We start from the raw sequence: 21002 nt of genomic DNA, 5'->3' as shown, positions 1-21002 counted from the left end.
GCGCTCCGGCATCGGCCAGGGGGCAACGACTGCCGGTCCGCTTCGAAGCGGACCCGGCAGTTGTCTGCGGCTTCCGCCGATCAGGCCTTGAGGAACTCCAGGAGATCAGCGTTGATGACCTCCGCCTGCGTCGTCGGCATTCCGTGCGGGAAGCCTTTGTACGTCTTCAGGATGCCTTTCTTCAAGAGCTTGGCCGACAAGGGGCCCGATTCCGAGTAGGGCACAATCTGATCGTCATCGCCGTGCATCACCAGCACGGGTAAATTGATCTTCTTCAGATCCTCGGCAAAGTCGGTCTGCGAGAACGCCACGATGCCGTCGTAATGCGCCTTCGCGCTGCCCATCATGGCTTGTCGCCACCAGTTCTGGATAAGGCCTTCCTGAGGCTTTGCGCCCGGCCGGTTGAAACCATAGAACGGCCCCGCGGGAAGATCCCGGAAAAACTGTGCCCGATTGGTGGCCGTCTGCAATTGCAGGCCGTCAAACACCTCCTTCGGCAGGCCGCCCGGATGGGATGACGTCTTGACCATCAGCGGCGGAACCGCGGCAATCAGGCAAGCCTTCGAGGCCCGCTTCTCGCCGTGCCGCGCCAGGTAGCGCACGACTTCGCCACCGCCAGTGGAGTGACCCACGTGGATGGCGCCCTTGAGATCAAGATGGCTTACCACCGCTGCCAGGTCGTCGGCGTAGTGGTCCATATCGTGTCCTTGCCAAACCTGCGACGAGCGGCCATGGCCGCGCCGATCATGGGCAATGACGCGATAGCCCTTGGCAAGGAAGAACATCATCTGGGCGTCCCAATCGTCGGAGCTCAGCGGCCATCCATGAGAGAAGACGATCGGCGTCGCATCGGCAGGACCCCAGTCCTTGAAGAAGATCTGGACACCGTCCTTGGTAGTGACATAGCTCATGGCGAAATTCCCCTGTGAGGTTGCCGCGGTCTTCTGCGCGGTGGACGTCGTCGAAGCAGCCGTGGCCGTGAAGGGCAAGGACGCAGCTACCGCGGCACTCGTTCCGAGCGAGAGCAGTTGGCGGCGGGTGATTCCCTCAGAGACGGACGGCGATGTAGATGCAGGTTTCATGGCATCAAGACTCTTGTCAGATCGTGCGAACAAAATGAACGGATAAAGCTCCGAGCGAAGGTCCCCCGTCTTTCACTGGACGAACGATTGGCGAAGTGAGTGAATCAGGAAAACGGATGGGCATCGCACCCACCGCCATCGCAATGGATCGATGTATTGGTACTTGACGGGTTGCGTTGAATCCTAGCCACCATTGTTTGTAGGCACTAGGCGCGCGTGTAGAAACAGCATGTTGTCCGCGCGGCGCCAATTCCCTCGCCCGATGGCGAAGCGCGTCGGGTGCCAATATTTGGCTCGCCTTTGTGCGCGCGTGGAGATACCCGCGGAATCTCGAGAAGACGGCGAGCGATGGGGCGAGGGCTCGGACAAGGGCCCAAAAATTCAGGGTGCCGCCGTTCCGGTGGTCGCCGGCTGGCTGGCGGGGCTGGCTATTTGCTGTCGGGCGGCATCACGCCCGGGCCCTCTGCCTCAACCATCAGCAGGGGCCGCCGTGCTTCCTGGCCCAAACGAAAAACGCCCCGACTAGGCCATTAGGCCTGCCGGGGCGCGGCGATGATCGCCTTCCTCGCATACTTCCCGGTGGCCGGGTCGTATCGCGGTCGCGTAAGGCCTTGCGGGCTCTCGCGGGACAAAGGTCCCCTACGCGGTAATGCAGAACCGATCCCCCGCGCTCTATGCATCCACCGGCTTCTGGCTAGCGGCAGATGACGGCAAACGCGGGCGATCGTCGAAGGAATTTACGAGCCGACCTTCAGCCGCCCGCCTCGTCCCAATCCACCCTTGACCTCCTGCGCCTTGTAGTTGCGCAGCGAGATCACCATGTTGTTGTACGCGTCCATGAATGCCGCGACGGTGGCCTTGCCTTCCGGCGTGCGAGAGAAACCGCCCAGGCCGCCGGCCGTATTGCCGCCGAACGCGCCCAGGGCGGCGCCAAAGTTCGTCGCCGTCGAATTGCCTTCCGAGATGGAGACCTGCACGCCCGAACGGATGTCGAACATGGTCAGCGTCACGACCGATGCCTTGCTTTGCATGGCACCGCCCACAAGCGCGCCGACGCTGCCGAACAGGCCGCCCACACCGGCAGCCAGCTGGCCGGTGGAGTCGTTGTCGATGATGATGGCCGGCTCCATGTAGTAGTCGGCCGCTACGCGCTGGCCCTTCTGCTGGCGCGAGCCTGCGCGGAATTCACCGGAATTGCGCTGCTTGTCGGTGATGTTCGACAGCTTGCTTTCGGTGCGATTGTTGCCGATCGACGTGATCACGAAGCAGTTCGACTGCTGCACGGCCAGACGGATCAGCGGCTCGATGCTGGTGACCTTGGTGGCCGCGCCAAAGCTCGCGTACCACTCCTTGCCCCGGCCGTCGTCCACCGCCAGCGTGCCCAGCGGCGCGTCGCAACGCTCCAGGGAAGCATTGGCATTCACGCTGGTGGCGCCACCCGCGGCGCCGGTGGCAGCGGTGGGCGCGGTGCCGGTGCTGATCAGACCGCCGCCGGCCGTGGCGCAGCCAGCGAGAACCAGAGACGCGGCCAATGCGGCCGCGCGCAAGGAAATATTCTTGGGCATGATAGGGCGTTCCTGTCGAGGAAATTGACGAAAAAATCCGGGTGGGAAGGCTTAGCGGTGATACCAGCCGGAAGGGCCCCATACCCAGTAATACGGATAGCTGCTGTACCAGGCAATCCAGGAGGTGCGATAAGCCTCGCGGACTCGGTACGCGCTTTGTTCGTCTTTCTTGGCAGCCTGAGCCTGCGGAATCAACTCTTTGGCTTCCTTGCTGCCCTTGGCTGCGGCTCGCATCAGCCAAGCCTCGGCTTCGGCAGGGTCCGAACCCATTTCCTCAAAGCCCATCAGATAAATTCGGCCAAGCGCCAGTTGCGCCTGCGTATGACCGTTGTCGCCGGCCTTGCGCAGCCATTCCAGCGCCTGATAGCTGTCGCGTTTCACGCCGTCGCCGCGCAGAAGGCGCAGGCCCAGGTCGTAGGCGGCGTCCGGATTCTTCTCGGCCACGTTGGCCAATGCCTGCATACGCGGATCGGCTTCGTTCGACGCGAGTTGCGCTGTGGCTACGCGTCGATCCTGTTCGGTGCAGGCATTCCCGTCGCACAGGCGCACCGTGGACGACCGCGGTGCCAACTGTTCTTCAGGCGTTTGCGCGCAACCGGCAAAGCCCAAAGCCGTGGCCAACAGCAATGGAACAAGAACACGCATGGATGACCCCCCGAGGTCTGCTTTTGTTCGTTTTGTATTTGTTCGCCTTTTGAGAAGGCGTATGGATTGTATTTTCGGCGTGGAATATTTGCACCCAACCGCCGTAGGTGTGCGGCCTTCGTTGCACAGTGCGAAGAGGTCGCGTAACGAGGGGCGTCCGGGGATTGCCGGGGGAAGCGCGGTCGGACAATACGCTCACGGCGCGTGACCGACCGCCAAATCAGACGTCTTACTGGCTGCAGGTGCCGGACTTTGCCAATTCGAGCTTGGCCACGTCGGCCTTGCCTTGCTCTTCGGGAATCAGCTCCAGATCAGCCCCGCCAACAAAAGCGCCAAGCTTGATGAACTGGCGGACAAAGTAGTTCTTGCCGGCTTCCATGGCCACTTCCAGGGCGTTCGGCGAAAACTCCGATTCCGTTTCGATCTTGTGCTTCTTGCCGCCTTCGACCTGCGTGTAGAAGAACACGTCCGATGCGCTTTCGCCCAGGCACTTGCCGTCCACCCAAATGTCCTTCTTCAGCGACTTGCCGACGAAGCTATTGCGGTAGACATAGAGTCCAGAGTTGCCTGCGCTGGGGGCGCTGAACTGCTTGGCCTGGTCGGACTGCTCCTTGCTCGCCATGTCGACGGACGCACAGCCGGTCAACGCCAGGGTAGAGACGGCAAGGATAGTGATAATGCTGTGATTGATCTTCATTTGAGGATTTCGAAAAGGGGAAATGGCAAAAGGCTGAGACCGGAGTAAGCGTACGAAATACGTTCGCGAATCGCGAAACCCAGACCGATACCGATGTCATGGCGTCGCACGCGCAATCGGAACGCTCCCGGTTATCGACCACAGACCCTCTTTTCTGCACCCCTCAATTGTTGGGTACGTGGCTCCGCTGCCCCGCTGACACAAGCATGCCGTCGCGAGGCGCCTCGACCAGAATCGCCCTCCAACCTCCCGCGCCAAAACAAAAAGCCCCGGAGACTTTCGCCTCCGAGGCTTTCCAACAGCAACAAATCCAAAAGCAGTTCAGCTCAGTCCCTGGGGCTCGGGACAATCGCCAACCCAAACCCCAAAGACCAGATCAAATCCCTGCCATCAAACCGTCACCGTATCCGCCACCCCCTTGAAGTCCTCGATCTGATCGAAGTTCATGTAGCGGTAGATCTTGTCGCCATTGGCGTTGAGCACGCCCATGTCGGCCATGTACTCTTCCTTGGTCGGAATGCGGCCGAGGCGCGAGCAGATGGCGGCCAGTTCCGCGGAGCCCAGATACACGTTGGTGTTCTTGCCCAGGCGGTTCGGGAAGTTGCGGGTCGAGGTCGACATCACCGTCGCGCCTTCGCGCACCTGTGCCTGGTTGCCCATGCACAGCGAGCAGCCCGGCATTTCGGTCCGCGCGCCGGCGGTGCCGAACACGCCGTAGTGGCCTTCCTCGGTCAGCTGCTTCTGGTCCATCTTGGTCGGCGGCGCGACCCACAGCTTGACCGGGATGTCGCGCTTGCCTTCCAGCAGCTTCGACGCGGCGCGGAAGTGGCCGATGTTGGTCATGCAGCTGCCGATGAACACTTCGTCGATCTTGGCGCCGGCGACGTCGGACAGCGTCTTCACGTCGTCCGGGTCGTTCGGGCAGGCGACGATCGGCTCGTGCACGTCGGCCAGGTCGATCTCGATCACGGCGGCGTACTCGGCGTCGGCGTCCGGCTCGAGCAGCTTCGGATCGGCCAGCCACGCTTCCATCGCCTTGATGCGGCGCGACAGGCTGCGGGCGTCCTGGTAGCCCTCGGCGATCATCCACTTCAGCAGCGTGATGTTGCTGTTGATGTATTCGATGATCGGTTCCTTGTTCAGGCGCACCGTGCAGCCGGCGGCCGAGCGCTCGGCCGAGGCGTCGGACAGTTCGAACGCTTGCTCGACTTTCAGGTCGGGCAGGCCTTCGATTTCCAGGATGCGGCCGGAGAAGATGTTCTTCTTGCCCTGCTTGGCAACGGTCAGCAGACCCTGCTTGATCGCATACAGCGGGATCGCATTGACCAGGTCACGCAGCGTGACGCCCGGCTGCATCTTGCCCTTGAAGCGGACCAGCACCGATTCCGGCATGTCCAGCGGCATCACGCCGGTGGCGGCGGCAAAGGCCACCAGGCCCGAGCCGGCCGGGAAGCTGATGCCGATCGGGAAGCGGGTGTGCGAGTCGCCGCCGGTGCCGACGGTGTCGGGCAGCAGCATGCGGTTCAGCCACGAGTGGATGACGCCGTCGCCCGGGCGCAGCGAGATGCCGCCGCGGGTGCTGATGAATTGCGGCAGCGTGTGGTGCGTCTTGACGTCGACCGGCTTCGGATAGGCGGCGGTGTGGCAGAACGACTGCATCACCAGGTCGGCCGAGAAGCCCAGGCAGGCCAGGTCCTTCAGTTCGTCGCGGGTCATCGGGCCGGTGGTGTCCTGCGAGCCCACCGAGGTCATCTTCGGTTCGCAGTAGGTGCCCGGGCGGATGCCCTTGCCTTCCGGCAGGCCGCAGGCGCGGCCGACCATCTTCTGCGCCAGCGTGTAACCCTTGCCGGTGTCGGCCGGGTTCTGCGGCAGGCGGAACAGCGTCGACGGCGCCAGGCCCAGCGCTTCGCGCGCCTTGGCGGTCAGGCCGCGGCCGATGATCAGCGGAATGCGGCCGCCGGCGCGCACTTCGTCGAACAGCACGTCGGACTTGACCTGGAATTCGGCGATGACTTCGCCGTTCTTCAGCGCCTTGCCTTCATAGGGACGCAGCTCGACCACGTCGCCCATTTCCATCTTCGACACGTCGAGCTCGATCGGCAGCGCGCCGGCGTCTTCCATCGTGTTGTAGAAGATCGGGGCGATCTTGCCGCCCAGGCACACGCCGCCGAAGCGCTTGTTCGGCACGAACGGGATGTCTTCGCCGGTGAACCACAGCACCGAGTTGGTGGCGGACTTGCGGCTCGAGCCGGTACCGACCACGTCGCCCACGTAAGCGACCAGGTGGCCCTTTTCCTTCAGCGCTTCGATGAACTTGACCGGGCCGCGCTTGCCGTCTTCCTCGGGCTGGAACGCGGCGCCCTCGCGCTTGTTCTTCAGCATCGCCAGCGCGTGCAGCGGGATGTCGGGGCGGGTGGTGGCGTCCGGCGCCGGCGACAGGTCGTCGGTATTGGTTTCGCCCGGGACCTTGAAGACGGTCACGGTCAGGCTTTGCGGGACTTCCGGACGGCTGGTGAACCATTCGGCGTCGGCCCAGCTTTGCAGCACGGCGCGCGCGTTGGCGTTGCCCTTGTCGGCCTTTTCCTTGACGTCGTGGAAGGCGTCGAACATCAGCAGGGTCTTCTTCAGCGCGTCGGCGGCGACGGTGCCGACTTCGGCGTCGTCCAGCAGCTCGATCAGCGGCGAGATGTTATAGCCGCCGAGCATCGTGCCGAGCAGTTCGGTGGCACGGGCGCGGCTGATCAGCGCGCAGGTTTCCTTGCCGAGGGCGACGGCGGCCAGGTACGAGGCCTTGACCTTGGCGGCGTCATCGACGCCGGCAGGCACGCGGTAAGTGATCAGGTCCAGCAGGGTCTGCTCTTCGCCGGCGGGCGGATTCTTCAGCAGTTCGATCAGTTCGGCGGTCTGCTGCGCGGACAGCGGCAGCGGAGGAATGCCAAGCGCGGCGCGTTCGGCGACATGGGCGCGATAGTTTTCGAGCATGGGAGCCTGCGGGGTGATAGAGGAATAGGGGTTAAACAACACCGTTGTGATCGCGATTGTACGCTCAACGCCGGTCCTCGGTCAAACGTCTTATATCTTATATAAGACTTAGGACTGACGACCTGGCAACAGCCACGCAACACTGCCCCGCCGTTACCGGGTGTAACCGCCGTAAGTCGTTGGCAACAAAGGGAAACGGCGGCCCCAGGGCGCCTCGCCACGCGGTACAACGGAGGCTGCCGAATCATGGGGAGAACGGTGTGAATGCAGGAATTTTTGCCCTGCGCCGAGGGCTGGCCGCCATGGCCATGTGCGGCGTGACGATGCTGGCAGGCCAGGCACAGGCGCAGCCTGTCGAATCGGGCCCGATGACGGTGGCCGGCACGCTGGTCGTCAACGGGCCGGTGACGGTGCAGGGCCCGGTCGAGGTCGATGGCCGCGTGCGGGTACGCGGGCCGGTCACCGGGCAATGGTTCGAGACGGACGACGGCCCGTCGATGCGGGGGGCGCCGCAGCGCACCTTCAACGGCCCGCTGACCGTGCATGGCCCCCTGCGCGTGCAGGGCGACCTGATCGTCAACGGGCCGCTGGAAGCGGCCGGGCCGATCCGTGCCGCCCGCATCCGGGCCGACGGGCCGGCGCGGCAGCGGCAATACGGCGAGGGTGCCGCCCGCATCCGGGCCGACGGGCCGGCGCGGCAGCGGCAATACGGCGAGGACCGCCGCGGTTATCCGCCGGCCTACCAGCAGGGCTATCCGGACCAGCCATACGACGGCCGCGGCTACGACGGGTACGGCTACGGGCGCTGACGGCGGCTGACGTGGCTGACGGTGGCTGACGGCGGCTGACGGCGGCTGACGGAAGCCGAGGAACGCCGCCAGCGCCGGCCCCCTCTTCTACTCCGGCACCACCTCGAACGCCAGCACCTGCGTGATCTGCGTCGCGTTGAAGTTGTTGTCCGACACCAGCACCAGGCTGTCGCGGCCGTTGGGCAGCTTCGGTCTCCAGGCCATGCCCTCGATGTTGTCGACGGTCTTCAGCCCCAGCGCGTTCAGGTTCTGCACCAGCCGTTTCCGCACCGGCACGTAGCTGGCGCCGGCGAGCCGGTCCAGGCTGCGCACGTCCGTCGCGCCACGGATATCGATCTGGTACAGCCGCACATAGGTAGTGAAGTTGCCATCGGCGCCCTGCACGCCGGCGCGCTCCAGCGTCAGCAGCCGGTTTTCGTCGATCTCCAGGATCTCGGTCACGCCGTTGTCGGCGCTGCGCCCCGGGGCTGGCGCGGCCGGGATTGCGTCGAGTGGATAGACATACTGCGCCAGCACATTGCCGTTGCGGTCGTAGCGCAGCAGCCGGGAAACCGAGCCGGACGACGGCGTCGGCAGCGGCCCGTCCTGGTACAGCGGCCCTTCCATGCTGACCCACAGCGACTTGCCGTCGGCCGACAGCGACAGTCCCTCGAACGTCGCGTTGTTGCGCGAGCCGGTTTCGTGCGTGGGCGTCATCCTGAACGCCGCCGGCAGCGGCAAGGTGCCGCTCAGCGTGCCGTCCGTGCGGGCCCGCGCGACGAAGGGATCGAGGCCAAGCGCGCGATCGCCCTCGCTGGTCCACCACAGGCCCCCGGTGGACGGATCGAAGCGGATCGCCTCGGGATCGGGCACGACGCCGCCCGCCGTGCGGTTGGGGTAAGCGCTGCCGTCGGCTTGGCGCAGCGTCACGACGCTGGCGATCTGCACCGGCTGCAGGCGGGCCGAGTCATAGCTGATCCGCGCCGTATAGAAGCGCGCCGGCTGCTTGTCCGAGCGGTCGTCCGAGACCAGATACCAGAGATTGGCCGCCGGATCGTAGTCGATGCCGGACAGGCCGCCCACCGTGGTGCCGCCGACCTGCAGGTCGTTGGGCAGCGTCTGCTCGCCGATCAGCCGGACCGCGCCTACCGAACGCCGCGGGCCGTCGTCCTGGTCGTCATCGCCCCCGCAGGCGGCAAGCAGCGCGGTCGACATCACCAGCGCGGCGAGGCCCACTACCCGGGTCCCGGCACGGCGGCCGGGCGCGCCGGCCGGCGCAATGGCCGGCGCAATGGCCGGCGCATCGGCGGACGCAACGACGGCCTCGATCGAAGGATCGACCGAAGGGACGACGGAACAGGCGGCGGAACGGACGGCGGGACGGCGCATGCGCAGGCTCTCGTGGATGGAAATCCCGCGAGTCTGGCGCCCGGCAATGACCCGCCGATGACAGCCCGCTCAAGTTCCGCCGGCCACCAACGTTAACCCATGAGATGACCGTCCGCTGCCGCCGACGGTCGCTCCCGCTCGACTCAAACGGCCAAGCTGAGCGGGTTTCCCCCTTTTTTTCGGCCCATTGCCCGCCACCGATTCACCGAGAATGGCGTGGCATTCCGATACAGGCATCTCATGGCGAAAACGCTCACGACTCCCCAGGCACCCAGCTCCAGCAAGCGCGGGGTGCTGATTCTCGCCGGTGTCGCGGTCGCGGCCGTGCTGGGCGCGGGAAGTTTCTTCCTCGGCAGCCTGCTGAACAACCGCGCACCCGCCGCGCCGGCCGCCCCCGTGGTTCCGGCGCCGATCTTTGTCGCGCTCGACGCCTTCACCGTCAACCTGAAGGGCGAGGACGGCGACCGCTTCCTGCACACCGGCCTGTCGGTCAAGGTGGCCGACACGCAGACGCAGGCGCGCATCGCCGAATATCTGCCGGAGGCGCGCAGCCGCATCCTGTTGTTGCTGTCGGCCAAGCAGCCGCCGGAGCTGTCGACCGTCGAGGGCAAGCAGAAGCTCGCCGAAGAAATCAAGCAGGCGCTGGCAAAGCCGTTCGCACCGGCGCTGCCGAGCCAACAGATCGTGGATGTCCTGTTCACTTCCTTCGTGGTGCAGTAAGCCCGTGCCCTGCCCCGCTTGCCAACCCGATATGAAGCCGACCACCCGACTCTCGCCCGCCGATGCGCACCTCGCGCGCGCCCAGGCCGGCGTGCGCGCGGCGCTTCTTTAATCCAGTCGTTCATTGGGGCAGGACATTAAATGGCTTACGACAAATTCCTCTCGCAGGATGAAGTAGACGAGCTGCTCAGGGGCGTATCCGGCGAGGCCGAGACGCCCGAGGCCGTGGCGCCGGTCTCCGAAGACGGCGTGCGGCCCTACAACCTGGCGACCCAGGAGCGCATCGTCCGCGGCCGGCTGCATACGCTGGAAATCATCAACGAGCGTTTCGCGCGCCAGCTGCGCACGGCGCTGTTCAACTTCATCCGCCGCGGCGCGGATATCTCGGTCGGTTCGATCAGGATCGAGAAATACGGCGAGTTCGTGCGCAACCTGCCGGTGCCGACCAACCTGAACCTGGTCCACATGAAGCCGCTGCGGGGCACCGCGCTGTTCGTGTTCGACCCGAACCTGGTGTTCCTGGTCGTCGACAACCTGTTCGGCGGCGACGGGCGCTTCCATACGCGCGTCGAGGGCCGCGACTTCACGCAGACCGAGCAACGCATCATCCGCCGCATGCTGGATCTGGCGCTGGCCAGCTATGGCCACGCCTGGCAGGCGGTCCATCCGATCGAGTTCGAATACGTCCGCTCGGAGATGCACACCAAATTCGCCAACATCGCGATCCCCAACGAGGTCGTGGTGACCACCGCATTCCATATCGAGCTGGGCGCGGTCGGCGGGCAGATGCACGTCTGCTTCCCGTACTCGATGATCGAGCCGGTGCGCGATCTGCTGATGAATCCGCTGCAGGATGAAGTCGAGGTCGACAAGCGCTGGCTGCAGCAGCTGTCGCAACAGCTGCGCGCCGCCGAGGTGGAACTGGTGGCCGAGTTCGCGCATCTGCGCAGCACCGTGGCAGAAGTGCTGGCGCTGCGCGCCGGCGACGTGCTGCCGATCGAGCTGCCCGAGAACGTGATCGGCAAGGTCGACGGCGTGCCGGTCATGCAGTGCAGCTACGGCACGATGAACGGCCAGTACGCGCTGCGTGTGCAGCGCATGTTCAATCATCAAGACAGCGATTCCAACAAGGAAACCGACCATGACTGACGGCAAAGAGGACAAGCCGGCCGATCCGATGGACGACTGGGCGAGCGCCCTGGCCGAGCAAACCAGCGCGACCGCTGCGCCTGAGCCCGCCGCCACGGTGGCGACGGCCACGCCCGCGGCCGCGACGGTCTTCCAGCCGCTGGAGCGCGAAGCGTCGAGCGGCTTCCACAACGATATCGAGATGATCCTCGATATCCCGGTGCAACTGACGGTCGAACTGGGCCGCACCAAGGTACCGATCAAGAGCCTGCTGCAACTGGCGCAAGGTTCGGTGGTCGAGCTCGACGGCCTGGCCGGCGAGCCGATGGACGTGCTGGTCAACGGCTATCTGATCGCGCAGGGCGAGGTGGTGGTGGTCAACGACAAGTTCGGCATCCGCCTGACCGACATCATCACGCCGTCCGAACGCATCCGGAAGCTGAACAAATGAAACCCGCTCGGGGCCGCGCATTGCGGCCCGCGCCTGGCACGCGCTCGTACGCGGCCCGCTCGATCTGCGGTGCGGCGACCGGCCTGCCGGTCCTCGCACACGCGGCCGATGCCGTGACCGGCGCGACCGGTGCCGGCGCGCTCGCGCAGGCCGGTCTCGGCCTGTTCGCGATCATCGCGCTGATCCTCGGCCTTGCCTGGCTGGCGCGCCGCGCCGGCCTGGTGCGGCATGTCCAGGGCGGCGTGATGAAAGTCGTCGGCAGCACCAGCCTGGGCGCACGCCAGCGCCTGCTGCTGGTCGAGGTCGGCGATACCTGGCTGGTGCTCGGTGTCAGCGCCGGCGAAATCCGCACCCTGCATACGCTGCCGGCCGGCTCCGCATCGCCCGGCGAGGCGATCGCCCCGATGGCCGGCACGGGCGGCATGCGCGGCACGGGTTCGACGCCGATGTCGCCGCAAGCCCCGTTCGGCGACAAGGCCACCTTCGCGCAGAAGCTGCTGCGCTCGATGCAACAGAACCTGCAACAGACCCTGAAGTCATGAACACCATGTACGCCGCCAGCCGGCGTCGGTCCGGAGCGCCGCTGACGCTGACGCTCGGCCTGCTGCTGGCCGCCGCTCTCGCGCTCGGCACCGATCCCGCGGCCGCGCAGGCGCTGCCGGGCATCGTCAGCCGCCCCGGCCCCGGTGGCAGCCAGACCTGGTCGCTGTCGGTCCAGACGCTGGTCCTGCTGACCTCGCTGTCCTTCCTGCCGGCCGCCCTGCTGATGATGACGGGCTTCACCCGCGTGGTGATCGTGCTCGGCCTGCTGCGCACCGCGCTCGGCACGGCCACGTCGCCGCCGAACCAGGTGCTGATCGGCCTGTCGCTGTTCCTGACCTTCTTCGTGATGTCGCCGGTGCTGGACCGGGTCTACACCGAGGCCTACAAGCCGCTGTCGGAGAACCGCATCAGCCTGGAGCAGGCGGCCGAACGCGCCGCCGCGCCGATGAAGGCCTTCATGCTGAAGCAGACCCGCGAGAAGGACCTCGCGCTGTTCGCGCAGATGGCGAAAACGCCGGAGATGCAGGGCCCCGAAGACGTGCCGCTGCGCGTGCTGGTGCCGGCCTTCGTCACCAGCGAACTGAAGACCGCGTTCCAGATCGGCTTCACGATCTTCATCCCCTTCCTGATCATCGACCTGGTGGTTGCCAGCGTGCTGATGGCGATGGGCATGATGATGGTGCCGCCGGCGACGATCTCGCTGCCGTTCAAGCTGATGCTGTTCGTGCTGGTCGATGGCTGGCAGCTGCTGCTGGGCTCGCTGGCGCAGAGCTTCCTGACCTGACGTGCCACCTTCGATGTACCACGCCGACGCCGCAAGCGCACCGGAGGCCAAATGACGCCGGAAACCGTAATGACCATCGCCACCCAGGCGATGAAGATGACGCTGCTGCTGGCCGGCCCGCTGCTGCTGGTCGCGCTGATCGCGGGCCTGGCGATCAGCCTGTTCCAGGCCGCCACGCAGATCAACGAAATGACACTTTCGTTCATCCCCAAGCTGCTGGCGCTGTTCATCACGCTGGTGCTGGTGGGGCCGTGGATGATCAACACCTTCGTCGACTACATGCGCGAGGTGTTCGAGGGCATTCCGGGGCTGGTGCGCTGAGCCGGCCGTGAGTCGGCCACGTGCGGCACGGATGACGACGCAGCTAGCGACGCGGATAGCGGCGCAGACAACGACAACCACGGCAAGAGGCGAGACGCGATGGTATCAGTGACCACGGCCCAGCTCTACGAATGGATTGCGGCCTTCCTGTGGCCGCTGTTCCGGCTGCTCGCGCTGATCGCCACCGCGCCGCTGTTCAGCGAGGGCACCATACCACGGCAGGCCAAGATCGGCCTGGCCGCGCTGATCGCGATCGCGATCTCGCCGACCATCGAGAACCTGCCGGTGGTGCCGGTCTACTCCTTCGACGGCTTCCTGCTGATCCTGAACGAGATCGGCGTCGGCATCGCGCTCGGCTTCACGATGCGGCTGGTGTTCGCCGCGGTCGAATACGCCGGCGAAATCATCGGCCTGCAGATGGGCCTGTCGTTCGCCTCGTTCTTCGATCCGAGCGCCGGCGGCCAGACCATGGTGCTGGGGCGCTTCCTCGGCATCGTCGCGATGCTGCTGTTCCTGGCGCTGGACGGCCACCTGCTGATGCTGGCCACGCTGGTCGACAGCTTCTCGGCACTGCCGATCGGCGGCACGCCGTTGTCGGCCGATGGCTGGGCGGCCGTCGCACGTGCGGGCGGCACGGTGTTCTCGTCGGGCCTGCTGCTGGCGCTGCCGCTGGTGGCGGCGCTGCTGACGCTGAACCTGCTGCTGGGCATCCTGAACCGCGCTTCGCCGCAGCTGTCGATCTTCGCGGTCGGCTTCCCGGTCACGCTGGCCGGCGGCATGCTGCTGCTGATGGTGGTGATGCCGCAGATGAACGTCTACATGTCGCACCTGATCGAGAGCGGGCTGTCGTCGCTCGAGAGCGTGCTCGGCCAGCTGGCGCGCTGATCGCGAACACCGGCACGGCGCCGGTTACGGGCGCGCACGGCGATGCCATGTCTGCAATGTCTGTGCGAAAACGCGGCACGTGCGCATGATTCCAGCGCGCGCGATATACCACAACGCGGCGATTTGCGGGCGCGCGGCGCTGCGCCGATAATGTCGCCGCCCGGCGCCGGCCAGCATCGGGCCGGGCCATCGGTCCGCTCGCCGCGGCGTACTTGATGCGCGATCGCACCGGGCCGGCCAGCCGCCATCCTCGCCTTCCCCGCCGTACCGTCGATGCATTCAGATCAAGGTCTTCCCCATCCGCAACGCCAGTGGGCGATCCTCACCGTCTTCTGCGGCCTGATCATGGCCGTGCTCGACGGCTCGATCGCCAATATCGCGCTGCCGTCGATCTCCCGCCAGCTCGGCACCGATCCCGGCCATACGATCTGGGTGGTCAACGCCTATCAGCTGACGGTCACCGTCTGCCTGCTGCCGCTGTCCTCGCTCGGCGACATCCTCGGCTACAAGCGCGTCTATCGGATCGGCCTGGCGACCTTCCTGGTCGGCTCGCTGCTGTGCGCGCTGTCGGTCAACCTGCCGATGCTGGTGGCGGCGCGCGTGCTGCAGGGGATCGGCGGCGCCGGCATCATGAGCGTCAACACGGCGCTGGTGCGCTACATCTATCCGCCCACCAAGCTCGGACGCGGCATCGGCCTGAACGCGCTGGTGGTCGGCATCACGACCGGCATCGGCCCGTCGGTCGGCGCGCTGATCCTGTCGTTCGCCAGCTGGCAATGGCTGTTCGCCATCAACGTGCCGGTGGCGGTGATCGCGCTGAGCCTGAGCCGCTGGGCGCTGCCGGACACGCCGCCGCAGCCGCGCGCGTTCGATTACCCGAGCGCGCTGCTGTCGGCGGTGGTGATCGGCCTGTTCGTGCTCGGCGTCGATGGCCTGGGCCATGGCGGGCTGCGCCGGGCGGCAGTCGGCGGACTGATCGCGGCGCTGCTGCTCGGCTGGTGGCTCGCACGGATGGAACGCGGCAAGGCGGCGCCGCTGGTGCCGGTGGACCTGTTCGCCAACCGCGCGTTCACGCTGGCGGTGGGCACGTCGTTCTGCTCGTTCATGACGCAGATGCTGGCCTTCGTCGCGCTGCCCTTCTATTTCGAATACCAGCTCGGGCGATCGCTGCAGGAGACCGGGCTGTTGATCACGCCGTGGCCGCTGATGGTGGCCGTGATGGCGCCGCTGTCAGGGCGGCTTTCGGATCGTTTCCCCGCCAGCGTGCTGGCCGGGCTAGGGCTCGCGCTGTTGTGCACGGGGCTGGTCCTGCTGGCGATGCTCGATCGCGGCAGCAGCAGCATCGACGTGCTGTGGCGCATGGCGATGTGCGGGCTCGGCTTCGGCCTGTTCCAGTCGCCGAACAACCGCGCGATGATCGGCGCGACGCCGCCGCATCGCAGCGGCGGCGCCAGCGGCGCGCAGGCGACCACGCGGCTGCTGGGGCAGACCACGGGCACCGCGGTGGTGGCCCTGCTGTTTGCGCTGGTGGGAACGTCGGCCTCGCGCACCGCGCTGGGCGTGGCGGCCTGCGTGGCGGCGGTTGGCGCGGCGGTCAGCCTGGCGCGCTTGCGCGGCGTGCCGGACCGGCTGGCGGAACGGGGTACTACTGCGCTCGAGGAATAACCGGGGCGGGGCTCCCCTCTCTCGCACGCGGGAGAGGAAAAGGCGGTGGTTTTGCGGGCGCTATTGGCAATAGCGGGCGCTGTTGCCCCCTCCCCCGACCCCTCTCCCGCCAGCGGAAGAGGGGAGAACCGCGTCGCATGACGTAACGCTCGGTGTTGCCGATACCGCCGATTACTGCGGCGTCGTCCCCGAGTCCTTCACCACCTTCGCCCACTTCGCGATCTCGGCCTTCTGGAACGAGGCCAGCGCGTCGGGCGTGCCGAGCACCGGATCGAGGCCGAGGGTCTTCAGCTTGGCCTGCACGTCCGGCAGCGTGAAGATCCGGTTCAGCTCGGTATTGAGCTTGGCCACCACGTCCTTCGGCGTGGTCGCCGGCGCGAAGATCGCGAACCACGAGTCGGCCTGGAAGCCGCTCAACCCCTGCTCGGCCAGCGTCGGAATATCCGGGGCGGAGGCCGAGCGCTTCAGACTGGTCACGCCCAGCGCGCGCAGCTTGCCTTCCTTGATTACCGGCAGCGCCGACGGCAGGTTGTCGAACATCATCGTGATATGGCCGCCCAGCAGGTCGGGGATCGCCATCGCGCGGCCCTTGTAGGGCACGTGCGTGATCTTGACCCCGGCCACCGTATTGAACAGCTCGCCGGCCACGTGGGGCGAGGTGCCGATGCCGGGCGTGCCGAAGGTCAGCGCGCCGGGCTTGGACTTGGCCAGCGCGATCAACTCGGCGGTGGTCTTGGCCGGCACGCCCGGATGGACCACCAGCACATTGGGCGTCGTCGCCAGCAGGATCACCGGCGTGAAGTCCTTGACCATGTCGTACGGCAGCTTGCTGTAGACCGCGCCATTGATCGAATGGGTGCCGACCGTGCCAAGCGCCAGCGTGTAGCCGTCGCCCGGCGCGCGTGCCACCGCTTCCGCGCCGATATTGCCGCCCGCGCCGGGCTTGTTGTCGACCACCACGGGCTGGCCCCACGACGGCGAGATCTTCTCCGACACGATGCGCGCCAGCGTGTCCGGCGCGCCGCCGGTCGGGAAGCCGACCACGATACGAATCGGCCGGCCCGGATAGGTTTCGGCCTGCACCGCCGGCGCGGCGAACGCGGTGGCAAGCACCGTGGCAAGCGCGGACAGCGCGCCGGTGAATGGGGAAATCCGCATGATCTTTGTCTCCTTTGTGTTGGACGCTTGTTCGGTCTCTGTCGTCTCGATTGCGGCCAATCGGGGCCAATCGTTTCAATCGGCCCGTCGCCGCCATGGGTCAATCCATCTCGAACATCGGCGTGCCGGCGGTCATTGCTTGCCGATGCCGCCGAACTCGCTCATCACCTTCTCCTGCAGCCGCCGCATGCCCTTGAGCCAGCGGTCGTAGTCCTGCCCCTTGCGGCGGTAGTACTCGAGCACCTCGGGATGCGGCAGGATCAGGAAGCGTTCGTCGCGGATGCCTTCCAGCGTCACCGCGGCCACGTGCTCGGCCGTGACCGAGCCCTCCTGCAGGAAACCCTTGCGCTCGCCGTTCTCGCCGAACAGCATCTTCGTCTGCACGCCCTGCGGGCAGATGCAGCTGACCTTGATGCCGCGATCGCCGTAGGTGATCTCCAGCCATTCGGCGAAGCCGATCGCCGCGTGCTTGGTCACCGCATACGGCGCCGAGCCGATCTGCGACAGCAGGCCCGCCGCCGACACCGTATTGACGAAATAGCCCTCGCCGCGCTCGAGCATCTGCGGCAGCACGGCATTGGCGGCGTGGATGTGGGCCATCACGTTGATTTCCCAGATGCGCTGCCATTCGTCGGCGGTGGCATCGAGGCCCTTGCGCAGGATGATGCCGGCGTTCGAGCAGAACACGTCGACCTGGCCGAAGCGGCGCGTGGCCTCGTCGGCCAGCGCCTGCACCGCGGCCGCATCGGCGACATCGGTGCGGCAGCCGAAGGTCTGGCACGACGGCGCCAGCTCGGCCGCCTCCGCGGCGACCTGCTGCGCGCCGCGCTCGTCCAGATCGGCGACCGCGATGCCACGCGCGCCCGCCTTGGCGAACGCCAGTACCAGTGCCCGCCCGATGCCGGTGGCGCCGCCCGTGACGACGACGGTCTTGTTGCTGATCTCCATGCCTGTCTCCTTGTGCTGATGATTGTGGTGGTCGAGATGTCGTGGGTATTGGTGATGGTCCCGATGGCCAGGTCCGCTCAGCCGTGGACGCGCCACAGCCTCCCCTGCAGCGCCTCGGCAAGCTGACGCACGCGCGGGCCGAGATTCGCCTCGAGGATTTCCGGCGTCAGCCGCGAGGCCGCGCCGCCGATATTGATCGACAGCACTTCGGTGCCGCCTTCGAGCACCACCGGCGCGGCGGCCCCGCTGACGGTGCGGTCCCATTCGGCATGCGCGACACAGAAGCCGCGCCGCCCGTAGTCGCGCAAGGACCGTTCGAGCTTGCTCCGAATCGTCGGCCAGCGCGTCTGATAGTGGCGCTCCAGATCGCCCAGCACGCTGGCGCGCCGCGCCGCGGGCAAACCCGCGAGCCAGGCGCGGCCGATCGCCGAGGTCGCGATCGGCAGGCGCGAGCCCGGCGTCAGCCGCATCACCAGCGCGCCGCGCGGTTGGCAGACTTCGAGATAGACCATCTCGTGGCGGTCGGGCGTGGCAAGGGCAACGGTGCAGCCGGTGGCGAAGGCCAGCGACTGCATCAGCGGCTGCGCGACCTCGCGAATGCCGGAGGTCGCGAGATACCGGTGACCCAGCACCATCGCGCCCTGGCCCAGGCGGTATTTCTCCAGCGACTCGACATAGACCAGGTAGCCGAGCCGCGTCAGCGTATAGGTCAGCCGCGACACCGTCGGCCGCGGAATGCCGGTACGGCGCGACAGCTCCGCATTGCCGAGATAGTCGTCCTGCGGCCCGAACGCGCGCAGCAGATCGAGACCGCGCGCGAGCGCCGTGACGAAGCTGCGATCCTCGGCCTCCGCGGGATTTCCGGGACCCGCCTCGTCGGCATCGCGCAATGCGCTCGCCGGCACCGTCGAGGGCGGCTCGGCGACAACGGGAATCACGGTGGCGGTGCGCTTCATGATCGGCGGTCCAGGCGGAAATCGGGGCGGAATCGAGGCGGAAATCGAGCGGAACGCCCGGCGCGACAGCGGCGGCAGCGGCCGAAAAGCAGGGAAAACCCGCGCGCATTTGACCGCGCTGCGACAGCGAAAAACCCCTGCGCGGCCGGGCCGGAAACCGCTATTTCGCTGTGCGAAAGACTATTCCGTATTCCTTGACTGTGCCTCAAGCCCTATGCAACAGTCAACGAAAACGAACGATCGTGCGGAGACGCTGCGACACACCTCGCAGCGGTCAGTCACGACACGAATAACCGGTATGAAAGCTGGGCATCTTGCGGCCCGGATCGACCGTTTCAGGAGACCGCCATGCAACCCTTTCCGATGCGCGCCAAGCCGCGCAGTTGACCCCCACATTGGTTGACCGGCAGGCCGCGTCTTTTTTCGCGGCGCTGTCCTGCCACGCGCATCGGTTCGCCGAAGCGCGCCCCCGTTTGCGATTTCGATCTGCATGAGGTGAGTCGGTGTCAATGTTCTTCCAACAGTTTCTGAACGGGCTGACGCTCGGCGGGGTCTACAGCCTCGTCGCGCTCGGCCTGACGCTGGTCTACGGCATCCTGCACGTACCCAACTTCGCGCACGGCGCCTTCTACATGGCCGGCGCCTACGTCTCGTATTACATGATGACGTCGCTGGGCGTGAACTACTGGCTGGCGATGGTCGCCGCGGCGCTGGCCGTGGCGCTGCTTTCGATGCTGGCCGAGCGGCTGGTCTTCCATCCGCTGCGCAACGCGCCCGAGCTGCACGACATGATCGCGGCGATCGGCATCCTGCTGTTCCTGGAAGCGGGCGCACAGGCGCTGTGGGGCGCCGACTTCCATCGCATGCCGACGCCCTACGGCCAGCTGGTCGAGGTGTTCGGCCTGACCGCGCCGCTGCAGCGGCTGCTGATCATCGCCGCCGCCTTCACGCTGATGGTGGTGCTGCATCTGTTCCTGACCCGCACCGTGACCGGCTCGACCATCGTCGCGATGGCGCAGAACCGCGAAGGCGCGGCGCTGGTCGGCATCGACGCGACGCGCGTCACGCTGCTGGTGTTCGCGATCTCCGGCGCGCTGGCCGCGATCGCCGCCACGCTGTATGCGCCGATCAACCTGGTCTATCCGGCGATGGGGCACCTGGTCATCACCAAGGCCTTCGTGATCATCATCCTCGGCGGCATGGGCAGCATCCCCGGCGCGATCCTGGGCGGCCTGATCATCGGCATGGCGGAGAGCTTCGGCGGCTTCTACGTGTCGACCGACTACAAGGACATCATCGCCTTCGTGCTGCTGGTGATCATCCTGTCGATCCGGCCGCAGGGCCTGTTCGCCGGCAAGGCCGCGTGACGGCCGCCGCATCGAAGCGCACAAGGTAGGAGAACTCTCGACATGAACGCATTGCAAGGCAAGACCGGCTGGGCGTTGCTGCTGGCGCTGGCCATCGCGTTTCCGCTGCTGACGACCAACAGCTATTACCTGACGGTGATGACGCTGGCCTTCATCTACGCGATCGCGACGCTGGGCCTGAACCTGATCACCGGCTACACCGGCCAGCTCAATCTCGCGCACGGCGGCTTCATGGCCATCGGCGCCTATACGCTGGGCATCCTGACCGTCGATCACCAGATGCCGTTCTGGGCCGCCTTCGTGCTGTCCGGCGTGGTCTGCATGATCGTCGGCTATGTGGTCGGCGTGGTATCGCTGCGGCTCAAGGGCCATTACTTCTCGATCTTCACGCTGTGCATCGGCTACATCATCTACCTGCTGATCGAGAAGTGGGAAAGCCTGACGCACGGCACGGTCGGCCTGATCGGCATTCCGGTACCGGCCGCGATCGGCCCGGTAACCTTCGACAGCGTGCAGGCGCAGTACTACCTGGTGCTGTTCTTCCTGGTGATCGGCGCCTTCCTGATGCACCGGATCGTCAGCTCGCTGCTGGGCCGCAGCTTCATGGCGGTGCGCAACAGCGACGCGCTGGCCGAGGCGCTGGGCATCGACCTGATGCGCACCAAGGTGCTGTCCTTCGTGCTGTCGGTCGCCTATGCGGGCTTCGCCGGCGCGCTGTATGCGGGCCACGTGCGCTTCCTCGGTCCGGACATCGCGCGAACCGACCTGACCTTCGACATGGTGATGGCGATGCTGGTCGGCGGCATCGGCACCCTGCTCGGGCCGCTGCTGGGCGCGCTGCTGGTGCCCTGGGTCACGCAGACGCTGCAGTTCCTGCAGGACTACCGCATGCTGGTGTTCGGCCCGGTGCTGATCCTGCTGATCATCT

Annotated in this window: 20 protein-coding genes; 11 read left to right on the top strand and 9 right to left on the bottom strand. The window is 66.3% G+C overall.

Annotated features, from left to right (window positions below):
- Positions 1-80 precede the first annotated feature (80 nt).
- From AC6EI8_RS05745 to acnB, 5 genes are all read right to left on the bottom strand, one after another.
- On the bottom strand, positions 81-911 hold the full coding sequence (locus tag AC6EI8_RS05745; protein WP_498381477.1) for an alpha/beta fold hydrolase: 831 nt from the start codon (positions 909-911) through the stop codon (positions 81-83).
- A gap of 908 nt (positions 912-1819) precedes the next feature.
- Complete coding sequence (locus AC6EI8_RS05740) at positions 1820-2647, bottom strand: penicillin-binding protein activator LpoB (protein WP_226106727.1); 828 nt, start codon at positions 2645-2647, stop codon at positions 1820-1822.
- Positions 2648-2698: 51 nt separating this feature from the next.
- Positions 2699-3292 (bottom strand): tetratricopeptide repeat protein, encoded by a 594-nt coding sequence (locus AC6EI8_RS05735; RefSeq protein WP_149316416.1) that lies wholly within the window; start codon positions 3290-3292, stop codon positions 2699-2701.
- 229 nt (positions 3293-3521) lie between these two features.
- Positions 3522-3989: a DUF2846 domain-containing protein gene (locus tag AC6EI8_RS05730; RefSeq protein WP_149316417.1), complete on the bottom strand. Its 468-nt coding sequence runs from the start codon at positions 3987-3989 to the stop codon at positions 3522-3524.
- Positions 3990-4379: 390 nt separating this feature from the next.
- Positions 4380-6971, bottom strand: a complete 2592-nt coding sequence (gene acnB / locus AC6EI8_RS05725) for a bifunctional aconitate hydratase 2/2-methylisocitrate dehydratase (protein ID WP_149316420.1) — start codon at positions 6969-6971, stop codon at positions 4380-4382.
- Positions 6972-7231: 260 nt separating this feature from the next.
- Here acnB and AC6EI8_RS05720 point away from each other — a divergent pair, with 260 nt between their 5' ends.
- The gene (locus tag AC6EI8_RS05720; RefSeq protein ID WP_498381476.1) at positions 7232-7780 is read left to right on the top strand and encodes a hypothetical protein; all 549 of its coding nucleotides are present in this window, start codon (positions 7232-7234) and stop codon (positions 7778-7780) included.
- Positions 7781-7867: 87 nt separating this feature from the next.
- Here the strand turns inward: AC6EI8_RS05720 and AC6EI8_RS05715 are convergent, their stop codons facing one another.
- A complete protein-coding gene (locus AC6EI8_RS05715; protein WP_498381475.1) occupies positions 7868-9148 on the bottom strand; it encodes an esterase-like activity of phytase family protein in 1281 nt (426 codons plus the stop codon).
- A 240-nt stretch (positions 9149-9388) separates the two neighbouring features.
- Between AC6EI8_RS05715 and fliL the strand changes: the two genes are divergently transcribed.
- The 8 genes from fliL (at position 9389) to AC6EI8_RS05675 (ending at position 15645) form a co-directional block, all read left to right on the top strand.
- Positions 9389-9868 (top strand): flagellar basal body-associated protein FliL, encoded by a 480-nt coding sequence (gene fliL, locus AC6EI8_RS05710; RefSeq protein WP_023265181.1) that lies wholly within the window; start codon positions 9389-9391, stop codon positions 9866-9868.
- Positions 9869-10009: 141 nt separating this feature from the next.
- Positions 10010-11017 (top strand): flagellar motor switch protein FliM, encoded by a 1008-nt coding sequence (fliM, locus tag AC6EI8_RS05705; protein WP_265633567.1) that lies wholly within the window; start codon positions 10010-10012, stop codon positions 11015-11017.
- A complete protein-coding gene (fliN, locus tag AC6EI8_RS05700) occupies positions 11010-11447 on the top strand; it encodes a flagellar motor switch protein FliN (protein WP_006576009.1) in 438 nt (145 codons plus the stop codon). Before fliM ends, fliN begins: the two co-directional genes overlap by 8 nt.
- Positions 11444-11989: a flagellar biosynthetic protein FliO gene (gene fliO, locus AC6EI8_RS05695; protein ID WP_265633566.1), complete on the top strand. Its 546-nt coding sequence runs from the start codon at positions 11444-11446 to the stop codon at positions 11987-11989. The genes fliN and fliO overlap by 4 nt, the downstream gene beginning before the upstream one ends.
- Positions 11986-12774 carry a flagellar type III secretion system pore protein FliP gene (fliP, locus tag AC6EI8_RS05690; RefSeq protein ID WP_150082895.1) on the top strand — a complete coding sequence of 263 codons (789 nt, stop codon included), beginning with the start codon at positions 11986-11988 and terminating at the stop codon, positions 12772-12774. The genes fliO and fliP overlap by 4 nt, the downstream gene beginning before the upstream one ends.
- 51 nt (positions 12775-12825) lie before the next feature.
- Positions 12826-13095, top strand: a complete 270-nt coding sequence (fliQ, locus tag AC6EI8_RS05685) for a flagellar biosynthesis protein FliQ (RefSeq protein ID WP_149316426.1) — start codon at positions 12826-12828, stop codon at positions 13093-13095.
- Positions 13096-13194: 99 nt separating this feature from the next.
- Entirely contained in the window at positions 13195-13980 is a 786-nt protein-coding gene (fliR, locus tag AC6EI8_RS05680; RefSeq protein WP_498381474.1) for a flagellar biosynthetic protein FliR, read from the top strand.
- Between the two features lie 273 nt (positions 13981-14253).
- A complete protein-coding gene (locus tag AC6EI8_RS05675) occupies positions 14254-15645 on the top strand; it encodes an MFS transporter (protein ID WP_265633563.1) in 1392 nt (463 codons plus the stop codon).
- A gap of 171 nt (positions 15646-15816) precedes the next feature.
- On the opposite strand, the gene AC6EI8_RS05670 is transcribed toward AC6EI8_RS05675, so the two are convergent.
- The 3 genes from AC6EI8_RS05670 to AC6EI8_RS05660 all read right to left on the bottom strand — a co-directional run bounded on the left by AC6EI8_RS05670 (position 15817) and on the right by AC6EI8_RS05660 (position 18707).
- Entirely contained in the window at positions 15817-16803 is a 987-nt protein-coding gene (locus AC6EI8_RS05670; RefSeq protein WP_149316429.1) for a Bug family tripartite tricarboxylate transporter substrate binding protein, read from the bottom strand.
- Between the two features lie 132 nt (positions 16804-16935).
- Positions 16936-17751, bottom strand: coding sequence for an SDR family oxidoreductase (locus tag AC6EI8_RS05665; RefSeq protein WP_149316430.1), 816 nt, complete (start codon positions 17749-17751; stop codon positions 16936-16938).
- A gap of 77 nt (positions 17752-17828) precedes the next feature.
- Positions 17829-18707: an IclR family transcriptional regulator gene (locus AC6EI8_RS05660; protein ID WP_149316431.1), complete on the bottom strand. Its 879-nt coding sequence runs from the start codon at positions 18705-18707 to the stop codon at positions 17829-17831.
- A gap of 503 nt (positions 18708-19210) precedes the next feature.
- Between AC6EI8_RS05660 and AC6EI8_RS05655 the strand changes: the two genes are divergently transcribed.
- Together AC6EI8_RS05655 and AC6EI8_RS05650 are read left to right on the top strand one after the other, a co-directional pair.
- Positions 19211-20074, top strand: a complete 864-nt coding sequence (locus AC6EI8_RS05655) for a branched-chain amino acid ABC transporter permease (protein WP_149316432.1) — start codon at positions 19211-19213, stop codon at positions 20072-20074.
- A gap of 42 nt (positions 20075-20116) precedes the next feature.
- A partial coding sequence (locus AC6EI8_RS05650; RefSeq protein ID WP_498381473.1) for a branched-chain amino acid ABC transporter permease occupies positions 20117-21002 on the top strand: 886 nt, incomplete at its 3' end.

This window comes from Cupriavidus sp. R6-3 (assembly GCF_059772245.1).
The sequence above is the reverse complement of the archived record's forward strand: the minus strand, read 5'-3'. Positions and strand labels throughout refer to the sequence as shown.

What these genes read in the sequence shown, in the direction of transcription:
- AC6EI8_RS05745 (WP_498381477.1), bottom strand. Translation starts at nt 911, where the DNA reads ATGAGCTATGTCACTACCAAGGACGGTGTCCAGATCTTCTTCAAGGAC.
- AC6EI8_RS05740 (WP_226106727.1), bottom strand. Translation starts at nt 2,647, where the DNA reads ATGCCCAAGAATATTTCCTTGCGCGCGGCCGCATTGGCCGCGTCTCTG.
- AC6EI8_RS05735 (WP_149316416.1), bottom strand. Translation starts at nt 3,292, where the DNA reads ATGCGTGTTCTTGTTCCATTGCTGTTGGCCACGGCTTTGGGCTTTGCC.
- AC6EI8_RS05730 (WP_149316417.1), bottom strand. Translation starts at nt 3,989, where the DNA reads ATGAAGATCAATCACAGCATTATCACTATCCTTGCCGTCTCTACCCTG.
- acnB (WP_149316420.1), bottom strand. Translation starts at nt 6,971, where the DNA reads ATGCTCGAAAACTATCGCGCCCATGTCGCCGAACGCGCCGCGCTTGGC.
- AC6EI8_RS05715 (WP_498381475.1), bottom strand. Translation starts at nt 9,148, where the DNA reads ATGCGCCGTCCCGCCGTCCGTTCCGCCGCCTGTTCCGTCGTCCCTTCG.
- fliL (WP_023265181.1), top strand. Translation starts at nt 9,389, where the DNA reads ATGGCGAAAACGCTCACGACTCCCCAGGCACCCAGCTCCAGCAAGCGC.
- fliM (WP_265633567.1), top strand. Translation starts at nt 10,010, where the DNA reads ATGGCTTACGACAAATTCCTCTCGCAGGATGAAGTAGACGAGCTGCTC.
- fliN (WP_006576009.1), top strand. Translation starts at nt 11,010, where the DNA reads ATGACTGACGGCAAAGAGGACAAGCCGGCCGATCCGATGGACGACTGG.
- fliO (WP_265633566.1), top strand. Translation starts at nt 11,444, where the DNA reads ATGAAACCCGCTCGGGGCCGCGCATTGCGGCCCGCGCCTGGCACGCGC.
- fliP (WP_150082895.1), top strand. Translation starts at nt 11,986, where the DNA reads ATGAACACCATGTACGCCGCCAGCCGGCGTCGGTCCGGAGCGCCGCTG.
- fliQ (WP_149316426.1), top strand. Translation starts at nt 12,826, where the DNA reads ATGACGCCGGAAACCGTAATGACCATCGCCACCCAGGCGATGAAGATG.
- fliR (WP_498381474.1), top strand. Translation starts at nt 13,195, where the DNA reads ATGGTATCAGTGACCACGGCCCAGCTCTACGAATGGATTGCGGCCTTC.
- AC6EI8_RS05675 (WP_265633563.1), top strand. Translation starts at nt 14,254, where the DNA reads ATGCATTCAGATCAAGGTCTTCCCCATCCGCAACGCCAGTGGGCGATC.
- AC6EI8_RS05670 (WP_149316429.1), bottom strand. Translation starts at nt 16,803, where the DNA reads ATGCGGATTTCCCCATTCACCGGCGCGCTGTCCGCGCTTGCCACGGTG.
- AC6EI8_RS05665 (WP_149316430.1), bottom strand. Translation starts at nt 17,751, where the DNA reads ATGGAGATCAGCAACAAGACCGTCGTCGTCACGGGCGGCGCCACCGGC.
- AC6EI8_RS05660 (WP_149316431.1), bottom strand. Translation starts at nt 18,707, where the DNA reads ATGAAGCGCACCGCCACCGTGATTCCCGTTGTCGCCGAGCCGCCCTCG.